Source organism: Streptomyces sp. NPDC005492 (assembly GCF_040605995.1).
Lineage (GTDB): Bacteria > Actinomycetota > Actinomycetes > Streptomycetales > Streptomycetaceae > Streptomyces.
The window spans coordinates 338,959-357,620 of record NZ_JBEXDX010000002.1 but is presented as its reverse complement, the minus strand read 5'-3'; the positions used below and the strand labels follow the sequence as shown (position 1 = coordinate 357,620).

The window sequence follows — 18,662 nt, the reverse complement described above, 5'->3', positions numbered from 1 at the left end:
CTTCCTTCGTTTCGACCGACGCCGATCAGGGCGTTTTCTGGCGATGTGCCGGGAATCCCGACAGCGCCGCCAAGGTCGCACAGGGCCAGAGGTGGGATTAATACGACAAGCCGATGAAATTCTCACTTCACTCTTGGTGGTGACTTATTAGCCCATTTGCCTGCAAAACCTATGCTTGACCTTTACTCTGCATTACGATCCATTTACCGAGCGTTGAGAAATCCCGCCGCTGCACGCCGTGACCCACGGCCGCGACCGACCCCCGCCATCGACGGGGACCACCTGATCCGCGACCGCGCTGCCCCGGAGGAGACGGGAAGACATGTCAGCCTGCGTACCCACCCGCGCCACCGACCCGAGTCGGACGAAGCGCACCCCCCAGCCGCACAGCCCGCCACCGCCCCCGCACCGGCGCTTCCGCATCGCGGGCGCCGATGTGTCGGCCTCCATCGCGGTCTTCCTGATCGCCCTGCCCCTGTCCCTCGGCATCGCCCTGGCCACCGGCGCACCTCTCCAGGCCGGGCTGGTCGCCGCGGCCGCGGGCGGACTCGTCGCCGGACTGCTCGGCGGCTGTCCCCTCCAGGTCAGCGGCCCGGCCGCCGGACTCACCGTGGTCACCGCCGACCTGATCCACCGTTACGGCTGGCGGACGACCTGCGCGGTCACCGTCCTCGCCGGACTGGCCCAACTCGCCCTGGGTTGCGTGCGCGTGGCCCGCACCGCGCTCGCCGTCAGCCCCGCGATCGTGCACGGCATGCTCGCCGGCATCGGCGTCACCATCGCCGTCGCCCAACTGCACATCGTCCTCGGCGGCACCCCGCAGAGCTCGGTCCTCGCCAACCTCCGTGCGCTGCCCGCCCAGTTGGCGGGCCTGCACCCCGCCGACGTGGCGATGAGCGTGCTCACGCTGGCCCTTCTGCTGCTGTGGCCGCGCGTCCCCGGCCGCCTGGGGCACCTGATGCGGAAGATCCCGGCCGCGTTGATCGCCGTCGCCGGGGCCACCCTCACCGCCTCCCTCGCCGGACTGAGCCTGGCCAAGGTCGACCTGCCGTCCTGGAGCAGCCACGCGCTGGCCGGACTGCCCGAGGGCCCGGTGCTCGGCATCGCCGCCGCCGTCCTCACCACCACGCTGGTGTGCAGCGTGCAGTCACTGCTCGGCGCGGTCGCCGTGGACAAGCTGGTCGCCGGGAAGCCCGGGCTCTCCGCGCGCGTCGGCCGCTCCGACCTGAACCGCGAACTGCTGGGCCAGGGCGCCGCCAACATCGTCTCCGGCGCGCTCGGCGGACTGCCGGTCGCGGGCGTGGCCGTACGGAGTTCGGCGAATGTCCGAGCCGGTGCCGTGAGCCGGAACTCCACGATGCTGCACGGCGTTCTCGTAGTGATCGCCGCGCTGCTGATGGTCCCGGTGCTGGAGCTGATTCCCCTCGCTTCGCTCGCCGCACTGGTGATGGCCGTCGGTATCCAGATGGTGTCCCTGCACCACATCCGCACGGTGACCCGCCACCGGGAAGTGCTGGTGTACGCCGTCACCACACTCGGCGTGGTGTTCCTCGGTGTCCTGGGGGGCGTGCTGCTCGGGGTCACCGCGGCCGTCGCCGTCGCCCTCAACCGCCTTGCCCACACCCGCATCACGCACGACGAGCAGGAAGGAGTCCATCACGTACACGTCCGAGGGCAGTTGACGTTCCTCGCGGTCCCGCGGCTCAGTCGCATCCTGCATCACGTGCCCCAAGGCGCCCATGTCGTCGTGGAGTTGGACGGTTCGTTCATGGACCACGCGGCGTACGAGTCACTGCAGGACTGGCAGAACGCGCACACCGCGCGGGGCGGTTCCGCCGAACTGACCGGCCGCCGTGCGGGAGTTCGGGGCGCCGAGCCCGACCCCACCGGGCGCGAAGCGGATCCGGCCGGCACCCCGACCGCCTCGGCCGGCTGCCGCTGCCGTCCCTGGACGCCCTGGCGCAACCACCAGTGCGAAGGCCCGCGGTCCGCACCGCCGAGCGGACACCCGGACGAGCCGGACCATCTTCCCGTACCCGGCATCTCTCAGCCGGAGAGCGCCGGTGGGCATCAACTCGCCCGTGGCATCAGCGCGTTCCAGCGCAACACCGCGCCGCTCGTGCGGGGCGAGCTGGCCCGGCTGGCCAGGGAGGGGCAGCAGCCTTCGCAGCTCTTTTTGACCTGCGCCGACTCGCGGCTGGTCACGTCGATGATCACCTCCAGTGGTCCCGGCGATCTGTTCGTCGTGCGGAACGTGGGCAACCTCGTGCCGCCGCCGGGCGAGGAGAGCGGGGACGACTCGGTGGCCGCCGCGATCGAGTACGCGGTGGACGTGCTGCGGGTGAGATCGATCACCGTGTGCGGACACTCGGGGTGCGGGGCCATGCAGGCGCTGCTCAACTCCGAGCCCGGGGACGCCCGGACACCGCTCCAGCGCTGGCTGCGGCACGGGCGGCCGAGCCTTGAGCGGATGGCCGACGACGACCGGCCGTGGGCGCGGTTGGCCGAAAGGGCGCCCGCCGACGCCGTAGAACAGTTGTGTCTGACCAATGTGGTGCAGCAGTTGGAGCATCTGCGGGGGCACGGGTCGGTGGCGCGGGCCATGCGGGCAGGGGTGTTGGAGCTGCACGGGATGTACTTCCATGTCGGCGAGGCGCAGGCGTATCTGCTGAGCGGGGAGGGCGGGGAGGAGTTGTTCGACGGGGTGGGGGTGGCGGAGCTGTCCGTCTGAAGCTCGGCCGAAGCTCGTCGGTCGTGGGTCCGATGACAGGTCTAAACCAATATTTCGACGACCCTTGTCATCGGACCCCCGGGTCTGATGAGCTGGCCCGGGACACAACGGACACCCTGGGAAAGGCAGATGCCGTGAGCAACGAAAGCCTGGCCAACCTGTTGCGCGAGGAGCGCAGGTTCGCACCTCCCGCGGACCTGGCGGCGCACGCCAATGTCACCGCGGAGGCGTATGAAGAGGCCAAGGCTGACCGGCTCGGCTTCTGGGCCGCGCAGGCCCGCCGGCTGAGCTGGGCCGAGGAACCGACCGAGACGCTGGACTGGTCGAACCCGCCGTTCGCCAAGTGGTTCAAGGACGGCACGCTCAACGTGGCGTACAACTGCGTGGACCGGCACGTCGAGGCGGGCAACGGCGACCGGGTCGCCATCCACTTCGAGGGAGAGCCCGGCGACAGCCGTGCGATCACCTACGCCGAGTTGAAGGACGAGGTCTCCAAGGCCGCGAACGCCCTGCTGGAGCTGGGAGTTCGGAAGGGCGACCGGGTCGCCGTCTACATGCCGATGATCCCGGAGACGGCGGTCGCGATGCTGGCCTGCGCGCGCATCGGTGCCGCGCACTCGGTGGTGTTCGGCGGTTTCTCGGCGGACGCGCTCGCGACCCGTATCCAGGACGCGGACGCCAAGGTCGTCATCACGACGGACGGCGGCTGGCGGCGCGGCAAGCCGTCCGCGCTGAAGCCGGCCGTGGACGACGCGGTCGGCCGCGCGGACAGCGGCGTCGAGCATGTGCTCGTGGTCCGCCGTACGGGCCAGGACGTCGCCTGGAACGACGAGCGGGACGTGTGGTGGCACGAGATCGTCGATCGGCAGTCGGCGGAGCACACCCCCGAGGCGTTCGAGGCGGAGCAGCCGCTGTTCATCCTCTACACGTCCGGTACGACGGGTAAGCCCAAGGGCATCCTGCACACCTCCGGCGGCTATCTCACCCAGGCCGCGTACACCCACCACGCCGTCTTCGACCTCAAGCCGGAGACCGACGTCTACTGGTGCACGGCCGACGTCGGCTGGGTCACCGGCCACTCGTACATCGTCTACGGCCCGCTGGCGAACGGCGCGACGCAGGTCATGTACGAGGGCACCCCGGACACCCCGCACCAGGGCCGCTTCTGGGAGATCGTGCAGAAGTACGGGGTGACGATCCTGTACACGGCGCCGACCGCGATCCGTACGTTCATGAAGTGGGGCGACGACATCCCCGCGAAGTTCGATCTCAGCAGCCTTCGGGTGCTGGGCTCGGTCGGTGAGCCGATCAACCCCGAGGCGTGGATCTGGTACCGCAAGCACATCGGCGCCGACAGGACCCCCATCGTGGACACCTGGTGGCAGACCGAGACCGGCGCGATGATGATCTCGCCGCTGCCGGGGGTGACGCAGACCAAGCCCGGCTCCGCGCAGACCCCGCTGCCCGGCATCTCGGCGACGGTCGTCGACGACGAGGCGAACGAAGTTCCGAACGGCGGCGGCGGTTATCTGGTCCTGACCGAGCCGTGGCCGTCGATGCTGCGCACGATCTGGGGCGACGACCAGCGGTTCCTGGACACGTACTGGTCGCGTTTCAAGGGCAAGTACTTCGCCGGTGACGGCGCGAAGAAGGACGACGACGGCGACATCTGGCTGCTCGGCCGGGTGGACGACGTGATGCTCGTGTCCGGGCACAACATCTCCACCACCGAGGTCGAGTCCGCGCTCGTCTCGCACCCCGCCGTCGCCGAGGCGGCCGTGGTGGGCGCGGCCGACGAGACGACCGGTCAGGCGATCGTCGCGTTCGTCATCCTGCGCGGCACCGCGAACGCGGAGGACGAGGGCCTGGTCGCCGAACTCCGCAACCACGTCGGCAGCGTCCTCGGCCCGATCGCCAAGCCCAAGCGGGTCCTGCCGGTGGCCGAGCTGCCGAAGACCCGCTCCGGCAAGATCATGCGCCGCCTGCTGCGTGACGTGGCGGAGAACCGCGAGCTGGGCGATGTCACCACCCTGACGGACTCCACCGTCATGGACCTGATCCAGACGAAGCTCCCGGCGGCGCCCAGCGAGGACTGATCCAGCCCTGAGCGGTACGGATCCGAGGGGTGCCCGGCGCAGCGCGCGCCGGGCACCCCTTTTAGGTAAACTAAGCAAAAACGTGACCCTCAAGGTGTGCCGGGAAGTCTGGTCGGCGAACAGTTCCGTCCTGCCCACCGACCGGAGGTCCCCACTGTGGCCGCGCCCCGTACCCCCAGCTCCCGCAAGGTGTTCGGACGCCTGTCCCTGCCCGAGCGGAACTTCGTCGCGGACGCGCTGCGCACCGAGACGGTCGGCGGTGTCCTCCTCCTGATCGCCGCGGTCACCGCGCTGATCTGGGCCAACATCCCCGCACTGCACGACAGTTACGAGAGCGTCAGCCACTTCCATCTCGGCCCGGCCGCCCTGGGCCTGCACCTGTCGATCACGCACTGGGCCGCCGACGGGCTCCTCGCCGTCTTCTTCTTCGTCGCCGGGATCGAGCTCAAGCGCGAACTCGTCGCCGGCGACCTGCGCGACCCCAGGGCCGCCGCCCTGCCCGTCGTAGCGGCGCTGTGCGGAATGGCCGTACCGGCACTCGTCTACACCCTGACGAACCTCACGGGCGGCGGCTCCCTCCAGGGCTGGGCAGTGCCGACCGCCACCGACATCGCCTTCGCGCTCGCCGTCCTCGCGGTGATCGGCACCTCTCTGCCGAGCGCCCTGCGCGCCTTCCTGCTCACCCTCGCCGTCGTCGACGACCTGTTCGCGATCCTGATCATCGCGATCTTCTTCACCGACCGGATCCACTTCGCGGCGCTCGCCGGGGCGTTCGTAGGACTGGCCGTCTTCTGGCTGCTGCTGCGCCGGGGGGTGCGCGGCTGGTACGTGTACGTCCCGCTCGCGCTCGTCAACTGGGCGCTGATGTACAACAGCGGCGTCCACGCCACGATCGCCGGTGTGGCGATGGGCCTGATGCTGCGCTGCACCACCCACGAGGACGAAAAGCACTCCCCCGGCGAGCACGTCGAACATCTCGTACGGCCCCTGTCGGCGGGCCTCGCGGTACCGCTGTTCGCCCTGTTCAGCGCCGGGGTGGCGATCTCCGGCGGCGCGCTGGGCGACGTGTTCACCAAGCCGGAGACGCTCGGCGTGGTCCTCGGACTCGTGGTCGGCAAGGCGCTCGGCATCTTCGGCGGGACCTGGCTGACGGCCCGTTTCACCCGGGCCTCGCTCAGCGACGACCTCGCCTGGCCGGACGTGTTCGCGGTCGCCTCACTGGCCGGCATCGGCTTCACCGTATCGCTGCTCATCGGGGAACTCGCGTTCGACGGCGACCAGATACTCACCGGCGAGGTCAAGGCGGCCGTCCTGACCGGCTCCCTGATCGCGGCCGTGTGCGCGACCGTGTTGCTCAAGCTGCGCAACGCCAGGTACCGCAGGATGTACGAGGACGAGGAGCGCGACGAGGATCTCGACGGCGTCCCCGACATCTACGAGCAGGACGACCCTGCGTACCACCTGCGCATGGCCGAACTCCACGACCGCAAGGCCGCCGAGCACCGCAGACTCGCCGAGGTGAAGGCCGCCGAGCGGCACGGGCTTGCCGAAGTGGCGGGCGGGGCAGGCGAGGACAACGACGGTCCGGCATGATCTGACCAGACGGTACAGACACAACGGTTCACACGCATGCGGAAGAGGGAGTACGCGATGAGCGCACCCGACGGCAGCCCGGTCGGCGCCGAACGCAGCATCGGCCAACTGTTCGCCTCGGCGACGACCGAGATGTCCGCGCTGGTGCACGACGAGATCGCACTGGCCAAGGCCCAGCTCAAGCAGGACGTCAAGCGCGGTGCGGTCAGCGGCGGCGCGTTCGCGGTCGCCGCGGTGGTCCTGCTGTTCTCCCTGCCGATGCTCAACTTCGCGCTGGCATACGGCATTCAGGCCTGGAGCGGCGGCTGGAGCCTCGGGTGGTGCTTCCTGCTGTCCTTCTTGGCGAACCTGCTCGTCGTAGGCGTCCTCGTGCTGATCGGCGTGTTCTTCTTCAAGAAGGCCTCGAAGAGCAAGGGCCCGCAGAAGGTGGCCGCGTCGGTCAAGGAGACCGCGGGTGTCCTGGGCAACGCGAAGCCGCATCCGCGCCCGGCGATCGAGGACCGTGCACCCGAAGCCATCGAGGCTGTGGCACGCTCATCCTCATGACGGACCCCGCCAATCCTTGGGCGCAACCTGCTTCGGTCGTACGGCTCGACATCCCCGGCGGGCGCGAGGTGACCCACCGGGACGTCGCGGCCAACGGCGCGCGCTTCCATATCGCGGAGGTGGGCGACGGGCCGCTGGTGCTGCTGCTGCATGGCTTCCCCCAGTTCTGGTGGACCTGGCGGCACCAGTTGGGCGCGCTGGCCGACGCCGGGTTCCGGGCGGTCGCCATGGACCTGCGGGGCGTCGGCGGCAGCGACCGCACCCCGCGCGGCTACGACCCCGCCAACCTCGCCCTCGACATCACCGGCGTGATCCGCTCGCTCGGCGAGCCGGACGCCGCGCTGGTCGGCCATGACCTGGGCGGATATCTGGCGTGGACGGCCGCCGCGATGCGCCCCAAGCTGGTGCGCCGGCTCGCGGTGTCCTCGATGCCGCATCCCCGGCGCTGGCGCAACGCGATGCTGTCCGACGTCAAGCAGTCGACGGCGAGTTCCTACATCTGGGGATTCCAGCGCCCCTGGATCCCCGAGCGGCAGCTCCTCGCCGACGACGCCGAGCTGGTGGGCCGGCTGATCCGGGACTGGTCCGGGCCGAGGCTGCCGGACGACGGGTCGATCGACGCGTACCGGCGGGCGATGCTGATCCCCTCCACCGCGCACTGCTCGATCGAGCCGTACCGCTGGATGGTGCGGTCGATGGCGCGCCCGGACGGCATCCAGTTCAACCGGCGCATGAAGCGCCCGGTGCGGGTGCCGACCCTGCATCTGCACGGCTCGCTCGACCCGGTGCTGCGCACCCGCAGCGCGGCGGGTTCCGGGGAGTACGTCGAAGCGCCGTACCGCTGGCGGCTGTTCGACGGTCTCGGGCACTTCCCGCACGAGGAGGACCCGGTGGTCTTCTCGACCGAACTGGTCAACTGGCTGAAGGATCCCGAACCCGATCGGTGACCGTTCCGATGCGCCCGGTATCCGGATCTGAACATCTGTACTACGAACGGTTACTTGCCCGGCGCATAGGCCAATTGGGGCCCCGAGGGGCGGTTATCGACCTTGGGGCAGGGGCAGACGTCGGGGTATGGGCTGGACGCACGACTACAGTGACGCAGCACGCAATCGCCGCTCGGACCACGGTTCGGGCTCCCACCGGGGAGGCGCCCCGCAACTGCAGGGGACGGACCTCAGGGTGGGGATCCCGCGCATTCTGCGCCGCCGGGCCCGCTGGGTCTCGGTACGTCTGCGCCACCCCCGGGGCTAGCCCCGCACTCCACGTCAGAGTGCGCAGCTGTCGCTGTCCACCTGCTCGTTGGCATCGCGCCCCTTGACGATGTCCGCCCGGATCTCGTCCGCGGTGAGCGCGTACCCGGTGTCGGGGTCGTCGAGGGACTTCGCGAAGACCACGCCGTACACCTTGCCCTCGGGCGTGAGCAGCGGGCCGCCGGAGTTGCCCTGACGGACGGTCGCGTAGAGCGAGTACACATCGCGGCGGACCGTGCCGCGGTGGTAGATGTCCGGACCGTTGGCCGTGATGCGGCCACGCACGCGTGCGGCCCTGACGTCGTACGACCCGTTCTCCGGGAAGCCGGCGACGATCGCGCTGTTGCCGCTCGCGGCGTCCTTGGTCGCGAACTGCAGGGAGCGCGCCCGCAGATCCGGTACGTCGAGTACGGCGATGTCGCGGTGCCAGTCGTAGAGGACGACCTTGGCGTCGTACTTCCGGCCCTGGCCGCCTATCTGGACGGTGGGTTCGTCGACGCCGCCCACCACGTGCGCGTTGGTCATGACGCGGCGGTCGCCGAAGACGAAGCCGCTGCCCTCCAGGACCTTGCCGCAGCTCTGGGCGGTGCCCATGACCTTGACGATGGACTGCTGGGCGCGGACGGCGACCGCGCTGGAGGCGAGGGCGGGGTCGGGCGGCTGGACGTCGTTGATCGGCTCGTTCGCGAACGGGCTGAAGACCTGCGGGAAGCCGTTCTGCGCGAGGACGGAGGAGAAGTCCGCGAACCAGGTGTCGGCCTGCGCGGGCAGCGCCCGGGAGACCCCCAGCAGCACCTTGGAGTTGCGGACCTCCTTGCCGAGCGTCGGCAGGGTGGTGCCGGCCAGTGCCGAGCCGATCAGCCAGGCGACCAGGAGCATCGCGAGGACGTTGACGAGGGCGCCGCCGGTCGCGTCCAGGGCGCGGGCCGGGGACCAGGTGATGTACCGGCGCAGTTTGTTGCCGAGGTGGGTGGTCAGGGCCTGGCCGACCGAGGCGCAGACGATGACGACGACGACCGCGACGACGGCCGCGGTGGTGCTGACCTCCGCGTTGTCGGTCAGCGCGTCCCAGATGACGGGCAGCGTGTAGACGGCGACGAGGCCACCACCGAGGAACCCGATCACCGACAGGATGCCGACGACGAACCCCTGGCGATAGCCCACGATCGCGAACCACACGGCGGCGACCAGCAACAGGATGTCCAGCACATTCACGAGCGACACCCTGTCATGACCGCCAGTCGAGCGGGACCCGCTTCTCGCGGTCCCAGGGGCGCTCCCAGCCGGAGTAGTGCAGCAGGCGGTCGATGACTCCGGCCGTGAAACCCCAGACGAGGGCCGATTCGACCAGAAATGCCGGACCCAGGAAGCCGCTGGGGTGGGTGGCGGTGGCTCTGTTGGCCGGGTCCGTGAGATCCGCCACGGGGACCGTGAACACGCGCGCCGTCTCGTTCGGATCGACCACGCCCACCGGTGTCGGCTCCCGCCACCAGCCCAGCACCGGGGTCACCACGAAGCCGCTCACCGGGATGTACAGCTTGGGCAGCACCCCGAAGAGCTGCACTCCGGCGGGGTCGAGCCCGGTCTCCTCCTCGGCCTCGCGCAGCGCGGCCCGCAACGGCCCGTCGCCCTCCGGGTCGCCGTCCTCGGGGTCGAGGGCACCGCCGGGGAAGGACGGCTGCCCGGCGTGGGACCGCAGCGAGGTCGACCGCTCCATGAGCAGCAGCTCGGGCCCCTGATCGCCCTCCCCGAACAGGATCAGCACCGCGGACTGGCGGCCGGCCCCGTCCTTGGGCGGCAGGAAGCGGCTGAGCTGGAGCGGCTCGACCGTCTCCGCGGCACGCACCACCGGATCGAGCCAGCCCGGCAGCCCCTCCTTGCTGAGCCCCACACCCTGGGTATCGCTCACGTGTGTCATCCCCGCCCCCGTTCCCCACTGCTCAACGCCTGGTGCCCCCGAGATCGTTCCGTCATCCGGCCCCCAGCGGCGGCGCCGGTTTGCCGCCCGCGTCCAGATAGGCCTGCGGGGGGTTGAGACGCTGGCCGGGAAAGCCGCCCTTCTCGTACTTGAGCAGCTTCTTGGCCTTCTCCGGGTCGGTCTCGCCCTCGCCGTACGCCGGGCAGATCGGGGCGATGGGGCAGGCGCCACAGGCGGGCTTGCGGGCGTGGCAGATCCGGCGGCCGTGGAAGATCACGTGGTGCGAGAGCATCGTCCAGTCGCTCTTCGGGAAGAGCGCTCCCACGGCGGCCTCGATCTTGTCGGGCTCGGTGGCCTCGGTCCACTTCCAGCGCCGTACGAGCCGCTGGAAATGCGTGTCCACGGTGAGGCCGGGACGCCCGAAGGCGTTGCCGAGCACCACGAAGGCGGTCTTGCGACCGACACCGGGCAGCTTGACGAGGTCTTCGAGCCGCCCCGGGACCTCACCGCCGAAGTCCTCGACGAGGGCCTTGGAGAGCCCTATCACCGACTTGGTCTTGGCCCGGAAGAACCCGGTCGGTCGGAGGATCTCCTCGACCTGCTCCGGGTCGGCGGCGGCCAGGTCCTCGGGGGTCGGGTACTTCGCGAACAGGGCCGGCGTCGTCTGATTGACCCTCAGGTCGGTGGTCTGGGCGGAGAGGACCGTGGCGACCACGAGCTGGAAGGGGTTCTCGAAGTCGAGCTCCGGGTGGGCGTACGGATAGATCTCGGCCAGCTCGCGGTTGATGCGGCGGGCACGGCGGACGAGCGCCGTGTGCGACTCGGCCTTCACAGCAGCCACCCTTTTTGCCTCCTTTGCCACTTTCCCGTCACCGCCTGGGCCCTGTTCGCCCACAGCGGAATCGCGAGGTGCAACCATCCGCCCAGCCCCCTTGGCCTGTGCTCTCACCGGCGATTTGGACACCCGGCCAGCCTAGAGCCCGCCACTGACATCCGTCCCGGACCCCGAAGATCAGCCCCCAATTGGACCCCTGCCGCTTACCTCGGGACACCTGTGCGGCATCCTTGTGACAGATCACACTGTTTGGACGGTCCGGCAAAATGGGGAGCACGGTCCCCTGGTACCAAGGGGGAGCACCATCCCCTGAGCAGGTCGACAAGGAGAGAACTCGTGGACGACGTTCTGCGGCGCGCCCCGCTCTTCGCGGCGCTCGATGACGATCAGGCCGCTGAGCTGCGCGCCTCCATGAGTGAGGTGACCCTCGCGCGCGGGGACTCGCTCTTTCACGAGGGCGACCCGGGCGACCGGCTCTACGTCGTCACCGAGGGCAAGGTGAAGCTGCACCGCACCTCCCCGGACGGCCGCGAGAACATGCTGGCCGTCCTCGGCCCCGGCGAGCTGATCGGCGAGCTGTCGCTGTTCGACCCGGGCCCGCGCACGGCCACCGCCAGCGCGCTGACCGAGGTCAAGCTGCTCGGCCTCGGCCACGGCGACCTCCAGCCCTGGCTGAGCGCGCGCCCCGAGGTGGCCTCCGCGCTGCTGCGCGCGGTCGCCCGCCGTCTGCGCAAGACCAACGACGCGATGTCCGACCTGGTCTTCTCGGACGTCCCCGGCCGCGTGGCCCGCGCCCTGCTGGACCTCTCCCGCCGCTTCGGCGTGCAGTCCGAGGAGGGCATCCACGTGGTGCACGACCTGACGCAGGAGGAGCTGGCCCAACTGGTCGGCGCGTCCCGCGAGACGGTCAACAAGGCACTGGCGGACTTCGCGGGCCGCGGCTGGCTGCGCCTGGAGGCCCGCGCGGTGATCCTGCTGGACGTGGAGCGGCTGGCGAAGCGCTCGCGCTAGACGCTGGCACACCGCGTTGCGTACGACTTCTTTCGTACGGCTTCTTCCGTACGGCTTCTTCCGTACGACTTCGAAGGGCCCTGCTTCTACGGCGGGGCCCTTCGCGTATCGGTGGGTGGGGGCGTGTTCCGCCGGCGACGACCCCGTTCGGCGTCGGTGAAAACGCTGCCCCGGGGCTCGTCTCCCGGCACAGTGATCCCATGGCCGAAACGGTGCACCGAAGAGGACTCGACGCCCAGGGATACATCGAGCGCGAGGGCTCGCTGGGGCGCATTCCGCACGCCTTCCGTCCGGTCGTCGTCACCGCGCGGGACCGGCTGCTCCATGTCTACGGGGGACGCCTCAACAGCGCGTACCTCTACGGGTCGATCCCGCGCGGCACCGCGCGCGTGGGGCACAGCGATCTGGACCTCCTCGTGGTGACCCGGCAGGAGCCGACCGACGAGGACCGCTCCGAGGCGTCGAGCCTGGGCGAGGCGCTCGACAAGGAGTTCCCGGAGATCGACGGGGTCGGCACGCTGCTGTACGGCCGTACGCGGCTGCTCAGCACGTCGGAGACGTACGACATGGGGTGGTTCGTGGCGTGCCTGTGCACACCGCTGCTCGGGGAGGACCTGGCCGAGTACCTGCCCCGCTACCGCCCAAACTCGCTCCTGGCCCGGGAGACCAACGGCGACCTGGCGCTGCTGCTCCCCCGCTGGCGCGAGCGGATCGCGTCGGCCGAGGACACGGACGAGGCCCGGCGCCCCCTGGTGCGCTTCATGTCCCGGCACTTGGTACGCACCGGGTTCACCCTGGTCATGCCCCGCTGGAACGGCTGGACCAGCGATCTCGGGGAGATGGCCGAGGCCTTCGCCGCGTACTACCCCGAGCGGGCGCAGCACCTGCGCACGGCGGCCGTCCTCGGATACGAGCCGACGGGCGACGCGGGCGTCCTGCGGTCGTACGTCGACGATCTCGGGCCGTGGCTCGCCGAGGAGTACGCGCGCGTGCACGGCGTCAAGGCACCGCGTCCGGACGTCGTCTCCTAGGGGCGGCCTAGATCAGGCCGTGTTCCTTCAGGTAGTCCAGTTGGGCCCGTACCGACAGCTCCGCCGCCGGCCACAGGGACCGGTCGACGTCCGCGTACACGTGGGCGACGACCTCGGCCGGGCTCCGGTGGCCGTTCTCGACGGCCGTCTCGATCTGGGCGAGCCGGTGGGCGCGGTGGGCGAGATAGAACTCGACGGCACCCTGGGCGTCCTCCAGGACCGGCCCGTGGCCCGGCAGGACGGTGTGGACGCCGTCGTCGACCGTGAGGGAGCGCAGCCGCCGCAGCGAGTCCAGATAGTCGCCCAGGCGGCCGTCAGGATGGGCCACGACGGTCGTACCGCGCCCGAGGACGGTGTCACCCGTCAGGACGGCCTGATCGGCCGGGAGATGGAAGCACAGGGAGTCCGCGGTGTGTCCGGGCGTCGACACGACGACCAGCTCGACCCCGCCGACCCTGATCACCTCCCCGGCGGCCAGCCCCTCGTCCCCGAGCCGCAGCGCCGGATCCAGGGCGCGCACCTTGGTGTGCGTCAGCTCGGCGAAGCGGGCGGCGCCTGCCGCGTGGTCGGGGTGCCCGTGCGTCAGCAGGGTCAGCGCGATCCGCTTGCCCGCCTTCTCGGCCGTGTCGACGACATTGCGCAGATGCCCCTCGTCCAACGGACCCGGGTCGATCACCACGGCCAGCTCGGAGTCCGGCTCCGCGACGATCCACGTGTTCGTCCCGTCCAGGGTCATCGTGGACGCGTTGGGCGCGAGCACGTTGACGGCACGCGCGGTGGCGGGGCCGGTGAGAACCCCGCCCCGCGGCTGGCCGGGGAGGGCGGCTGCGTCGGTCATGCGGGGGCGCCTTCCTTCGGGGTGGGCTGTGGGGGTGACGTTCGGTGAGGGTGGCTGTGGGACGGCATGGACGGGGTGTTCTTCGGCGGGGCGGCCGGGCGGGAGGCTTCTTCCGCCTGTCCGGCCACGCGAGAGGCAGTCACACCGCAGGTGCCCCTCACCGCACCCCTCATGCGGGCGCCCCGCCCACAGGAATGTGCTTCGTGAACTCCTCGTGGCCCGGCCAGGACAGGACGATCTCGTCGGCCTCCAGGCGGGCCCGGGCCAGGACGGGTGTCAGGTCTCGGGTCTGGGCCGACGACAGAGCCTCGGCCGCGCTCTCGTACGGGATCAGGCCGCGCAGGGTCGCGATGGTGGGCGGCATCATCGTCAGGTCACCCTTGTCGTAGCCGGCCGCCGCCTCGCCGGGGGTGATCCACACCGTGCGGTCGGCCTCCGTGGAGGCGTTGCGGGTGCGCTGCCCCTCGGGGAGGACGGCCACGAAGAACCAGGTGTCGTAGCGGCGGGTCTCGAACTCCGGGGTGATCCAGCGGGCCCACGCGCCCAGCAGGTCGGAGCGCAGGACCAGACCCCGCCGGTCGAGGAACTCGGCGAAGGACAGGTCACGGGCGACCAGGGCGGCGCGGTCCGTCTCCCAGTCCGCGCCCGTGGTGTCGCCGACCACGGAGTCGGGGGTGAGGCCGGCGAGCAGGACGCCCGCCTCCTCGTAGGTCTCGCGGACGGCCGCGCACACGATCGCCTGGGCCGCCGTCTCGTCGACGCCGAGCCGGTTGGCCCACCACGCGCGCGTGGGGCCCGCCCAGCGGACCTGGTGGTCGTCGTCGCGCGGATCGACACCGCCGCCCGGGTACGCGTACGCGCCCCCGGCGAAGGCCATGGAGGCGCGTCTGCGCAGCATGTGGACGGCGGGGCCGGTGTCGGTGTCCCTGAGGAGCATGACGGTGGCCGCCCGCCGGGGGGCGACCGGCGTGAGCGCGCCCTCCGCGAGCGCGCGGATGCGCTCGGGCCACTCCGCCGGGTACCACTGCCCATTCGCCATGGGCGGAGGCTATCCCGTAGCGCGCGGATGTTCGAGAGGCAACAACGTGCACCCCAGGAGGGCGATTAAGCCCGGTCGCACACCCCAGGACAGCGACTACGCCTGCGTCAGCTCCACCTGGATCTCGACCTCGACCGGCGCGTCCAGTGGCAGCACCGCCACGCCGACCGCGCTCCGCGCGTGCACGCCCTTGTCGCCGAGGACCTCGCCGAGCAGCTCGCTGGCGCCGTTGACGACACCGGGCTGGCCGGTGAAGTCGGCGGCCGAGGCGACGAAACCGACCACCTTCACCACGCGCGCGATGCGGTCCAGGTCACCGGTGACCGACTTCACGGCGGCGAGGGCGTTCAGCGCGCAGATGCGGGCCAGTTCCTTGGCCTCCTCCGCGGTGACCTCACCGCCCACCTTGCCGGTGACCGGAAGCTTGCCGTCCACCATGGGCAGTTGGCCCGAGGTGTAGACGTAGACACCGCTCTGTACGGCGGGCTGGTACGCGGCGAGCGGCGGGACGACCGCCGGCAGGGTCAGGCCGAGTTCGGCGAGCCTGGCCTCGACGGCACTCATGCCTTCTCCCGCTTGAGGTAGGCCACCAACTGCTCGGGGTTGTTCGGCCCGGGCACGACCTGGACGAGCTCCCAGCCGTCCTCGCCCCAGGTGTCCAGAATCTGCTTCGTGGCGTGGACGAGCAGCGGCACAGTCGAGTATTCCCACTTGGTCATGCGGCCGACTTTAGCCGCTGCCCACCGACCGTCCGCCCTCGCGTTGTCCACAGCCTCTGGCTTGGTTCCGGCGCGGTTTGGTTAGGCTCGAAGACGTGAGCAGGCTCCAGGTCGTCAGTGGCAAGGGCGGTACCGGCAAGACCACGGTGGCCGCGGCCCTCGCGCTGGCCCTGGCCACCGAGGGGAAGCGGACGCTTCTCGTCGAGGTCGAGGGTCGCCAGGGCATCGCGCAGCTCTTCGAAACGGAGACGCTGCCCTATGAGGAGCGGAAGATCGCCGTCGCTCGCGGGGGCGGGGAGGTGTACGCCCTGGCCATCGACCCCGAACTGGCCCTGCTGGACTACCTCCAGATGTTCTACAAACTCGGCGGCGCGGGCCGCGCCCTGAAGAAACTCGGCGCGATCGACTTCGCCACCACGGTCGCGCCCGGCCTCAGAGACGTACTCCTGACCGGCAAGGCGTGCGAAGCCGTACGCCGGAAGGACAAGAGCGGGCGGTTCGTCTACGACTATGTCGTGATGGACGCGCCGCCGACCGGGCGCATCACCCGCTTCCTGAACGTCAACGACGAGGTCGCCGGCCTCGCGAAGATCGGGCCGATACACAATCAGGCGCAGGCCGTGATGCGGGTCCTGAAGTCGCCGGAGACGGCCGTGCACCTGGTGACGCTCCTTGAGGAGATGCCCGTCCAGGAGACCGCGGACGGCATCGCCGAACTGCGGGCGGCGCGGCTGCCGGTGGGCCGGATCATCGTGAACATGGTGCGCCCCGAGGTGCTGGACGCGACCGACCTGGATCTCGTACGGGACGTGCCGCGCACGGCGGTGGCGCAGTCGCTGTCCGCCGCGGGCCTCGGCGGGGCGCGGCGCGGCGGCAATGCCGAGAAGCTGGTGGATCCGCTGCTCGCACAGGCCTCGGAGTACGCCGAGCGGTACACGTTGGAGCACGAGCAGCGGGCCGTGCTCGCCGAGCAGGGCCTGCCGCTGCACGAACTGCCGTTGCTCGCCGAGGGCATGGACCTCGCGGGCCTGTACGAACTCGCCACCGAGCTGCGGAAGCAGGGGATTTCATGAGTCCGGACCCGGCTCAGGGGCACGACAGCGCGCGTCGACTGTCCCCGGCGCGCGCGCTCGACGTCGACCCGCTGCTGGACGATCCGGAGACCCGGATCGTGGTGTGCTGCGGCTCGGGCGGGGTCGGCAAGACGACCACCGCGGCGGCCCTCGGGCTGCGCGCCGCCGAGCGGGGCCGCAGGGTGGTCGTCCTGACCATCGACCCGGCCCGCCGGCTCGCCCAGTCCATGGGCATCGACTCGCTGGACAACACCCCGCGCCGGGTGAAGGGCGTCGACGGGGACGGCGAACTGCACGCCATGATGCTCGACATGAAGCGCACCTTCGACGAGATCGTCGAGGCGCACGCGGACCGCGAGCGGGCGGCCGCGATCCTGAGCAACCCCTTCTACCAGTCGCTCTCGGCGGGCTTCGCGGGCACGCAGGAGTACATGGCGATGGAGAAGCTGGGCCAGCTGCGGGCCCAGCACGACTGGGACCTGATCGTGGTGGACACCCCGCCGTCCCGCTCGGCCCTCGACTTCCTGGACGCGCCGAAACGACTCGGCTCGTTCCTGGACGGCCGGCTGATCCGGCTGCTGACCGCGCCGGCGAAGCTGGGCGGACGGGCCGGGATGAAGTTCCTCAATGTCGGCATGTCGATGATGACCGGCACCCTCGGCAAGCTCCTCGGGGGTCAACTCCTCAAGGACGTCCAGACGTTCGTGGCCGCGATGGACACCACGTTCGGCGGGTTCCGCACCCGCGCGGACGCGACGTACAAGCTGCTTCAGGCGCCCGGTACGGCGTTCCTGGTGGTCGCGGCCCCCGAGCGGGACGCGTTGCGCGAGGCCGCGTACTTCGTGGAGCGGCTGGCGGCCGAGGAGATGCCGCTGGCCGGTCTGGTGCTCAACAGGGTCCACGGCAGCGGAGCCGCCCGGCTGTCGGCCGAGCGGGCACTCGCCGCCGCGGAAAATCTTGAGGAGCCCCGCATTGTCGATCAGGTGGGCGGGAAGGTTGGACTTCGTAACTCTCCCGACACGTACGGCAGTTCAGAATCTCCCGGTTCCCCGTCTCCCGATCCACAGGCAGCAGCTCGTGACGAAGGCTCCCCCGCCGCCACGGACGACGAGCCCGCCGCCGACGAGCGATCCGTGGACCAACTCACCGCAGGCCTGCTCAAGCTGCACGCCGAGCGGATGCGGCTGCTCTCCCGCGAGCAGCGCACGCGTGACCGCTTCACCGCACGCCACCCCGAGGTGGCCGTGGCCGAAGTGGCCGCGCTGCCCGGCGATGTACACGACCTCGCGGGGCTGCGGGACATCGGGAACCGGCTCGCGGCCGGTCGGCCGGAGCTGCCCGAGACGAAGGTCTGACGCGCATCCCCCGGGGATCGCCCGGGGTCGGTCGGCCCCCAGAAGGGGACCGGCGTCAGCTCACCGCCGCGTAGTTCTCGTAGATCTCGTCGTCGTCGAGGGGGATGATGCCGACCCCTCGCTCGTACTCGATACGCGCGGTCTCCAGTAGCCGGCGCCATGAAGTGACAGTGGGCCGCCTGCGCAGCAGTGCGCGGCGCTCCCGCTCCGTCATTCCTCCCCACACGCCGAATTCGACGCGGTTGTCGAGCGCGTCGGCGAGGCACTCCGTGCGTACCGGACATCCGGTGCACACTGCCTTCGCCCTGTTCTGCGCTGCTCCTTGAACGAACAGTTCATCCGGATCGGTAGTGCGGCAGGCCGCCTGCGCACTCCAGTCGGTTACCCAGCCCATACCGGCGCCGTCCTCTCCCGAATCGAGGCTCCCCCACGGCGGCAGCGGCATATTCACCGCCGCCAGTTGAGGACGTTACGGAAGGTGGGCACAGCGCAACACCCCCTTCGGGCCCAATCTTGAATGGCCCGAACGGACTATGGGTAAGCGGCAGATCACCCGGGGGAGTGAGGTGGCGACATGCGTGACCTTCCCGGCAAAGCGGGACAGTTGTCATGCGCCACAACGGG

Annotated in this window: 18 protein-coding genes; 10 read left to right on the top strand and 8 right to left on the bottom strand. The window is 70.4% G+C overall.

The window, feature by feature from the left end; translation table 11 throughout:
* The first annotated feature begins 322 nt into the window (after nucleotides 1-322).
* From ABZT04_RS04440 to ABZT04_RS04415, 6 genes are all read left to right on the top strand, one after another.
* Nucleotides 323-2,731 carry a SulP family inorganic anion transporter gene (locus tag ABZT04_RS04440; protein ID WP_356052801.1) on the top strand — a complete coding sequence of 803 codons (2,409 nt, stop codon included), beginning with the start codon at nucleotides 323-325 and terminating at the stop codon, nucleotides 2,729-2,731.
* A 92-nt stretch (nucleotides 2,732-2,823) separates the two neighbouring features.
* Complete coding sequence (gene acs / locus ABZT04_RS04435; RefSeq protein WP_356053068.1) at nucleotides 2,824-4,827, top strand: acetate--CoA ligase; 2,004 nt, start codon at nucleotides 2,824-2,826, stop codon at nucleotides 4,825-4,827.
* A gap of 156 nt (nucleotides 4,828-4,983) precedes the next feature.
* Nucleotides 4,984-6,420: a Na+/H+ antiporter NhaA gene (gene nhaA, locus ABZT04_RS04430; RefSeq protein ID WP_356052799.1), complete on the top strand. Its 1,437-nt coding sequence runs from the start codon at nucleotides 4,984-4,986 to the stop codon at nucleotides 6,418-6,420.
* Between the two features lie 57 nt (nucleotides 6,421-6,477).
* Nucleotides 6,478-6,966, top strand: a complete 489-nt coding sequence (locus ABZT04_RS04425; RefSeq protein ID WP_356052797.1) for a phage holin family protein — start codon at nucleotides 6,478-6,480, stop codon at nucleotides 6,964-6,966.
* Nucleotides 6,963-7,913 (top strand): alpha/beta hydrolase, encoded by a 951-nt coding sequence (locus ABZT04_RS04420; RefSeq protein WP_356052795.1) that lies wholly within the window; start codon nucleotides 6,963-6,965, stop codon nucleotides 7,911-7,913. Before ABZT04_RS04425 ends, ABZT04_RS04420 begins: the two co-directional genes overlap by 4 nt.
* Nucleotides 7,914-8,040: 127 nt before the next feature.
* Nucleotides 8,041-8,220: a hypothetical protein gene (locus tag ABZT04_RS04415; RefSeq protein WP_355907576.1), complete on the top strand. Its 180-nt coding sequence runs from the start codon at nucleotides 8,041-8,043 to the stop codon at nucleotides 8,218-8,220.
* Between the two features lie 14 nt (nucleotides 8,221-8,234).
* On the opposite strand, the gene ABZT04_RS04410 is transcribed toward ABZT04_RS04415, so the two are convergent.
* Genes ABZT04_RS04410 through nth form a run of 3 tightly spaced genes read right to left on the bottom strand, consistent with a single transcriptional unit; the run spans nucleotide 8,235 to nucleotide 10,969 of the window.
* On the bottom strand, nucleotides 8,235-9,434 hold the full coding sequence (locus ABZT04_RS04410; RefSeq protein WP_356052793.1) for a MarP family serine protease: 1,200 nt from the start codon (nucleotides 9,432-9,434) through the stop codon (nucleotides 8,235-8,237).
* Nucleotides 9,435-9,447: 13 nt separating this feature from the next.
* Nucleotides 9,448-10,137, bottom strand: coding sequence for a CoA pyrophosphatase (locus ABZT04_RS04405; RefSeq protein WP_356052791.1), 690 nt, complete (start codon nucleotides 10,135-10,137; stop codon nucleotides 9,448-9,450).
* Between the two features lie 52 nt (nucleotides 10,138-10,189).
* Nucleotides 10,190-10,969, bottom strand: a complete 780-nt coding sequence (gene nth, locus ABZT04_RS04400; RefSeq protein WP_356053066.1) for an endonuclease III — start codon at nucleotides 10,967-10,969, stop codon at nucleotides 10,190-10,192.
* Between the two features lie 339 nt (nucleotides 10,970-11,308).
* Between nth and ABZT04_RS04395 the strand changes: the two genes are divergently transcribed.
* A complete protein-coding gene (locus ABZT04_RS04395; RefSeq protein ID WP_019063754.1) occupies nucleotides 11,309-11,983 on the top strand; it encodes a Crp/Fnr family transcriptional regulator in 675 nt (224 codons plus the stop codon).
* 200 nt (nucleotides 11,984-12,183) lie between these two features.
* Nucleotides 12,184-13,014 (top strand): nucleotidyltransferase domain-containing protein, encoded by an 831-nt coding sequence (locus ABZT04_RS04390; RefSeq protein WP_356052788.1) that lies wholly within the window; start codon nucleotides 12,184-12,186, stop codon nucleotides 13,012-13,014.
* Nucleotides 13,015-13,021: 7 nt separating this feature from the next.
* Here ABZT04_RS04390 and ABZT04_RS04385 read toward each other — a convergent pair whose 3' ends face one another.
* The 4 genes from ABZT04_RS04385 to ABZT04_RS04370 all read right to left on the bottom strand — a co-directional run bounded on the left by ABZT04_RS04385 (nucleotide 13,022) and on the right by ABZT04_RS04370 (nucleotide 15,610).
* Nucleotides 13,022-13,852 carry an MBL fold metallo-hydrolase gene (locus ABZT04_RS04385; RefSeq protein ID WP_356052786.1) on the bottom strand — a complete coding sequence of 277 codons (831 nt, stop codon included), beginning with the start codon at nucleotides 13,850-13,852 and terminating at the stop codon, nucleotides 13,022-13,024.
* Nucleotides 13,853-14,021: 169 nt separating this feature from the next.
* A complete protein-coding gene (locus ABZT04_RS04380; protein ID WP_356052784.1) occupies nucleotides 14,022-14,891 on the bottom strand; it encodes an NUDIX hydrolase in 870 nt (289 codons plus the stop codon).
* 96 nt (nucleotides 14,892-14,987) lie between these two features.
* Entirely contained in the window at nucleotides 14,988-15,455 is a 468-nt protein-coding gene (locus ABZT04_RS04375; protein ID WP_356052782.1) for a RidA family protein, read from the bottom strand.
* Nucleotides 15,452-15,610 carry a DUF4177 domain-containing protein gene (locus ABZT04_RS04370; RefSeq protein WP_019063748.1) on the bottom strand — a complete coding sequence of 53 codons (159 nt, stop codon included), beginning with the start codon at nucleotides 15,608-15,610 and terminating at the stop codon, nucleotides 15,452-15,454. Before ABZT04_RS04370 ends, ABZT04_RS04375 begins: the two co-directional genes overlap by 4 nt.
* 95 nt (nucleotides 15,611-15,705) lie before the next feature.
* Here ABZT04_RS04370 and ABZT04_RS04365 point away from each other — a divergent pair, with 95 nt between their 5' ends.
* Both ABZT04_RS04365 and ABZT04_RS04360 read left to right on the top strand, forming a co-directional pair.
* Nucleotides 15,706-16,683, top strand: a complete 978-nt coding sequence (locus tag ABZT04_RS04365) for an ArsA-related P-loop ATPase (protein ID WP_356052780.1) — start codon at nucleotides 15,706-15,708, stop codon at nucleotides 16,681-16,683.
* On the top strand, nucleotides 16,680-18,038 hold the full coding sequence (locus ABZT04_RS04360; protein WP_356052778.1) for an ArsA family ATPase: 1,359 nt from the start codon (nucleotides 16,680-16,682) through the stop codon (nucleotides 18,036-18,038). The genes ABZT04_RS04365 and ABZT04_RS04360 overlap by 4 nt, the downstream gene beginning before the upstream one ends.
* Nucleotides 18,039-18,093: 55 nt before the next feature.
* Here ABZT04_RS04360 and wblA read toward each other — a convergent pair whose 3' ends face one another.
* Nucleotides 18,094-18,432, bottom strand: a complete 339-nt coding sequence (wblA, locus tag ABZT04_RS04355; RefSeq protein WP_355908043.1) for a transcriptional regulator WblA — start codon at nucleotides 18,430-18,432, stop codon at nucleotides 18,094-18,096.
* Nucleotides 18,433-18,662 lie beyond the last annotated feature (230 nt).

Bases quoted from the DNA above. Each gene is read 5' to 3' on its own strand.
- ABZT04_RS04440 (WP_356052801.1), top strand. From the start codon at position 323: ATGTCAGCCTGCGTACCCACCCGCGCCACCGACCCGAGTCGGACGAAG.
- ABZT04_RS04425 (WP_356052797.1), top strand. From the start codon at position 6,478: ATGAGCGCACCCGACGGCAGCCCGGTCGGCGCCGAACGCAGCATCGGC.
- ABZT04_RS04420 (WP_356052795.1), top strand. From the start codon at position 6,963: ATGACGGACCCCGCCAATCCTTGGGCGCAACCTGCTTCGGTCGTACGG.
- ABZT04_RS04415 (WP_355907576.1), top strand. From the start codon at position 8,041: ATGGGCTGGACGCACGACTACAGTGACGCAGCACGCAATCGCCGCTCG.
- ABZT04_RS04405 (WP_356052791.1), bottom strand. From the start codon at position 10,137: ATGACACACGTGAGCGATACCCAGGGTGTGGGGCTCAGCAAGGAGGGG.
- ABZT04_RS04390 (WP_356052788.1), top strand. From the start codon at position 12,184: ATGGCCGAAACGGTGCACCGAAGAGGACTCGACGCCCAGGGATACATC.
- ABZT04_RS04385 (WP_356052786.1), bottom strand. From the start codon at position 13,852: ATGACCGACGCAGCCGCCCTCCCCGGCCAGCCGCGGGGCGGGGTTCTC.
- ABZT04_RS04380 (WP_356052784.1), bottom strand. From the start codon at position 14,891: ATGGCGAATGGGCAGTGGTACCCGGCGGAGTGGCCCGAGCGCATCCGC.
- ABZT04_RS04375 (WP_356052782.1), bottom strand. From the start codon at position 15,455: ATGAGTGCCGTCGAGGCCAGGCTCGCCGAACTCGGCCTGACCCTGCCG.
- ABZT04_RS04370 (WP_019063748.1), bottom strand. From the start codon at position 15,610: ATGACCAAGTGGGAATACTCGACTGTGCCGCTGCTCGTCCACGCCACG.
- ABZT04_RS04360 (WP_356052778.1), top strand. From the start codon at position 16,680: ATGAGTCCGGACCCGGCTCAGGGGCACGACAGCGCGCGTCGACTGTCC.
- wblA (WP_355908043.1), bottom strand. From the start codon at position 18,432: ATGGGCTGGGTAACCGACTGGAGTGCGCAGGCGGCCTGCCGCACTACC.